The organism is Acidiplasma cupricumulans (assembly GCF_001402935.1).
In the GTDB taxonomy this organism is placed as follows: domain Archaea; phylum Thermoplasmatota; class Thermoplasmata; order Thermoplasmatales; family Thermoplasmataceae; genus Acidiplasma; species Acidiplasma aeolicum.
This window is the reverse complement of the sequence record NZ_LKBH01000085.1, coordinates 1-4,217: the sequence shown is the minus strand read 5'-3', so window position 1 is coordinate 4,217 and position 4,217 is coordinate 1. Positions and strand designations below refer to the sequence as shown.

General features: G+C 38.1%; 4 protein-coding genes. 2 read left to right on the top strand and 2 right to left on the bottom strand.

Annotated features, from left to right (window positions below; translation table 11 throughout):
• Positions 1–66: 66 nt before the first annotated feature.
• Together AOG55_RS02780 and AOG55_RS02775 are read left to right on the top strand one after the other, a co-directional pair.
• The gene (locus tag AOG55_RS02780) at positions 67–276 is read left to right on the top strand and encodes a DUF362 domain-containing protein (protein WP_048102553.1); all 210 of its coding nucleotides are present in this window, start codon (positions 67–69) and stop codon (positions 274–276) included.
• Positions 263–1,456 (top strand): digeranylgeranylglycerophospholipid reductase, encoded by a 1,194-nt coding sequence (locus AOG55_RS02775; RefSeq protein ID WP_048102464.1) that lies wholly within the window; start codon positions 263–265, stop codon positions 1,454–1,456. The genes AOG55_RS02780 and AOG55_RS02775 overlap by 14 nt, the downstream gene beginning before the upstream one ends.
• A 65-nt stretch (positions 1,457–1,521) precedes the next feature.
• On the opposite strand, the gene AOG55_RS02770 is transcribed toward AOG55_RS02775, so the two are convergent.
• Positions 1,522–2,880 carry a signal recognition particle protein Srp54 gene (locus AOG55_RS02770; RefSeq protein WP_055040861.1) on the bottom strand — a complete coding sequence of 453 codons (1,359 nt, stop codon included), beginning with the start codon at positions 2,878–2,880 and terminating at the stop codon, positions 1,522–1,524.
• A 58-nt stretch (positions 2,881–2,938) separates the two neighbouring features.
• Positions 2,939–4,198 carry an MFS transporter gene (locus AOG55_RS02765; protein WP_055040860.1) on the bottom strand — a complete coding sequence of 420 codons (1,260 nt, stop codon included), beginning with the start codon at positions 4,196–4,198 and terminating at the stop codon, positions 2,939–2,941.
• Positions 4,199–4,217: the final 19 nt, after the last annotated feature.

Here is a 4,217-nt window from a genome sequence, read left to right as displayed (position 1 = left end):
TTATTTATAAACATTTAGCCATATAAATAACAGAAAAATAGATATATCAATGTGTCTTTTAACCTTATGGAATTGAAGGTTAAAAGTGAAATGGATGTAGACAGAAGTCTATGCAATTATTGTGGCGCATGTGTTGGTATGTGCCCCACCGATGCAATTTTCATGGACGAAACTGTCATAGACATTAATGAAGAAAAATGCATTAAATGTGGATTCTGTGTTGTTGGCTGTCCAACAGCAGCAATAACAGCGGAGTGGTTCCATGCTAAATTATGATGTTTTGGTTGTTGGTGCAGGCCCTGCTGGAAGTTCGGCTGCCAGATTTGCTGCAAGAAACGGACTGAAAACTCTTTTAATAGAAAAGCGGCCTGATATAGGATCTCCAGTTAGATGCGGTGAGGGTGTTTCCAAGGCATGGATGCCTGAGGTTGACCTTAAGCCACAGGATCACTGGATATCAGATGAGGTTAAGGGTGCCAGAATATATGGCCCGTCCGAAACAAAGCCCATTATGCTTACAGCTGAAACCGCCGGAAATGAGGTTGGCTATGTTATTGAGCGAGATAAATTTGACAAGTACATGGCTGCACTTGCAGCATCCGAGGGGGCTGATGTATGGGTAAAATCTCCTGCCCTTTCTGTCATAAAGGATGAGGATGGCAAGGTTTCAGGTGCGGTTATAAGGCACAATGGTGAGATGGTTCCTGTCCATGCAAAAATGGTCATAGCAGCTGATGGCTTTGAAAGCGAATTTGGAAGGTGGGCCGGGCTTAAATCATTAATACTTGCAAAGAATGACATAATATCTGCAATAGAATACAGAATGGTTGGTGTGGATTCAGATATGGATTATACAGATTTCTACCTTGGTTCCGTGGCACCTGCAGGTTACATATGGGTATTTCCAAAGGGGCCGCACGAGGCAAATGTTGGCATTGGTGTGACCATATCAAAAATGAAGGATAGATGGGATGTGAGGAATTATCTTGACAATTGGATCAAGGCGCATCCAGGATATAACAAGGGAAAAATAATACAGGTTATAACCGGCGGTGTTTCTGTTAACAGGGTAAAGGATAAAATGTCAATGCCAGGGCTCCTGACAGTTGGTGATGCTGCAAGGCTTATAGACCCAATAACGGGCGGTGGCATAGCAAACGGGCTTATTTCAGGAAAATATGCCGCAGAGGTTGCCAAAAAGGCGATAGATGCCAATGACTTTTCAGAGACAATGATGAAGAACTATGATATAATGGTAAAAAACAAATTTGAGAGAAAGCACCTAAGAAACTGGTACGCCAAGGAAAAACTGGCAACATTAAGCGACGATACAATGGACAAACTGGTTGATGTCATATCCGATGTAAAAATTAAGGATATTTCAGTTGAGGAGATACTAAAGGCGGTTCAGTTAAAATATCCCGAGCTTGTGGAACAGCTGGAGGATTTAATTTAAATTATTTTTATTAAAAATTTTATATTTTTATCCTATAATATATTATAGATTTTCACCAGATAAAATCAATTTATATCATCAAGGCTGAAATTCCCACTTTTTATTGAGGCCTTAAGCATCTTCTTGAAGTTCCTGTTCCCCTTTATCATCTTCATGTTGTTTTTCATTGCCCGATATTCCTTTAAAAGCGCCCTTACATTATTCTCGCCCTTTCCAGAACCAATTCCTATGCGCCTTATTCTCTTTGGGTTTAAAATATCCGGGTTCTCCAGTTCTTCATATGTCATGGAGTCGAGTATAACCCTGTAAAGCTGAAGTTTTTCATTGGCCTCATCTATCTGGTTTTCATTGATTTTATCACCGCCCGGCATAGCGGCCAGTGGAAGGGATCCAAAGATTTTTTTTAATAGGCCTGGTTTTGAAAATTTTTCCCAGACATCATACATATCCTTTAAATTGAATTTTCCTGACATCAATTTTTCAAGCGATTCCTCTGCCTCCTCCTCTGTAAAGTTTGTTTCCTTAACTGCCTCCATTAATGCATCAATGTCTCCCATGCCGAGTAGCCTTGAAAGGAATTTTTTTGGATTAAAAATCTCAATGTCGTCCATGTGCTCACCGGTTCCTATGAAATATACCGGCGAGTTAATCTCTGCCACAGCACTCAATGCGCCACCACCCTTGCCTGTGCCATCCATTTTTGTTATGATAACACCGCTTATGCTTACAGCATCATTTAATGTTTTTGCCTGTGGCCCTGCCTGCTGCCCCATGGTTGCATCGAGCACAAATAATACATTGTCAGGTTTTACACTCTCCTTAATCTCCCTGACCTCTTTAATAAGATCCTCATCAAGGGAGTCCCTGCCGCTAGTATCTATAATTTTAATCTTGGCATCTGTTGCATTTAATCCGTTCTTCACTATTTTAAGTGCATTCTTCTCATCTTTTTCCCCATAAAACTGGGCATTGACCTCCTTTGCAATCTGATACAGCTGTTCATATGCCCCGGGCCTGTGTACATCTGCGGCTATAAGTGCAGTTGAGAAACCTTTTTTTATAAAAAATCTTGCGAGTTTACCGGCTGTGGTTGTTTTACCGTTGCCGTAAAGGCCAACAAGCATTATTGTCTGTGGCCGTAACTCAAAGTTCACGTTCTGGCCAAGTATTTTTAAAAGCTCATCATAAATAATCTTTATTATATAATCCTGATCGGTCATGCCTGCGGGGGGCTTTTCATTCATTGCCCTTTCCTCAAGAGTTTTTGTAAGCCTTAAAACCAGCTTGACATTTACATCGGCCTTTAATAGTGCCCGCTGTATCTCCTTTGAAACCTCCTTAATTGTGTCCTTATCAATATAGCTTGATCCTGATATTTTACGTATAATTCCCTTTAATGAATCGGAAAGGCTGTCCAAAACCATAATTAATTATCGATATATTATATTTAAATTTTTTATATTTAGAAATTCATGGTATTTATTAATTTATATCGTTTTTTGCATTTCCGTGATTTTCAAGGTCACTGCTGTAACCATATATATCTTTAAAGATTGCAGCTGATATTATTATACCTGCAAATGATGCAAATGCAATTACAAGCGTGGAATAGCCAAGGCCAATCCTGCTGAACATTAAGGGAAAAACTGTAATGCTCATTGATGATGGTAGCTGAAGAATAAAATTGGTTAAACCAACTGCCCTGCCACGGTATTCTGTATTAGAAACCAACGACTGTGATGTTATCACCGGCTGGTTATTCAAGTGGTTGCCAATGACGAATAATACCATAAATGCAGGAATTAGTAAAAATTGCCTTAATACGAGAAATGTTCCGGATCCAATTAATGAAATAAATGATATTATAAAACCGGTGTATGATAATTTTTTTAGACCAATTTTTGGAATTAATAATGGACCGATGTAACCGACCGGAACACCAAATGAATAAATAAGTATTATTATAAGCCTTGTAAATAAAATTCCTGAAATATCCAGTGTATTAATAATATACGGTATAAAAAATGCAAATGTTCCCACCTCAATTGAACTTGCTATTCCACATGACCAGGCATAAATGGTTGTTCTTTTCATTACTGGATTGCCCATTAAATTCTTTATAATTTTTGTATATGTAATTTTTTGATGACCTGAATTCTTCCAGAATTCTGATTCGTTCATTTTCACGGAAAACACCAAAAGTATAAATGCTGGAATTACAGAGATAAGCATTGAAACCTTCCAGATCATTCCAGTATTTAAATGCATGATGATCATTGGAATTACAGAAAAATTTATGCCAAGTATTGCAAGGCTGGCCATTAATGTATTATTAGCACCAGTGATTTCTCTCTTCCCTGGAGGTATTAATTCCATGATGTATGCATATGTATTTGAAATATCAGATCCTGCAGGTATCCCTGCTATTAATCTGCTTACTATGAAAATGCCTGCACTGGGTGAAAGTGCAGATATAAATGCTGATATAATAAACAGAACCATGTTGACTTTATATCCATTTTTTCTTCCAAACCGATCTGTGATGATTCCACCTGAAAGTGATCCAAGTGCCACCCCCAGAATTGTGGCGCCTGTTACCAGACCAATCTGCAACGAGCTGAGTGAAAAATATCTATCAATAAATACAACAAGCATTGGAACTGCAAATATATTATATTCATCCAAAAATATTGAGAGAAGAAAGAATCTTGAGTATTTAAAATAAATTTGATTATTTCCCATGGACTGTTATTTAATTTTA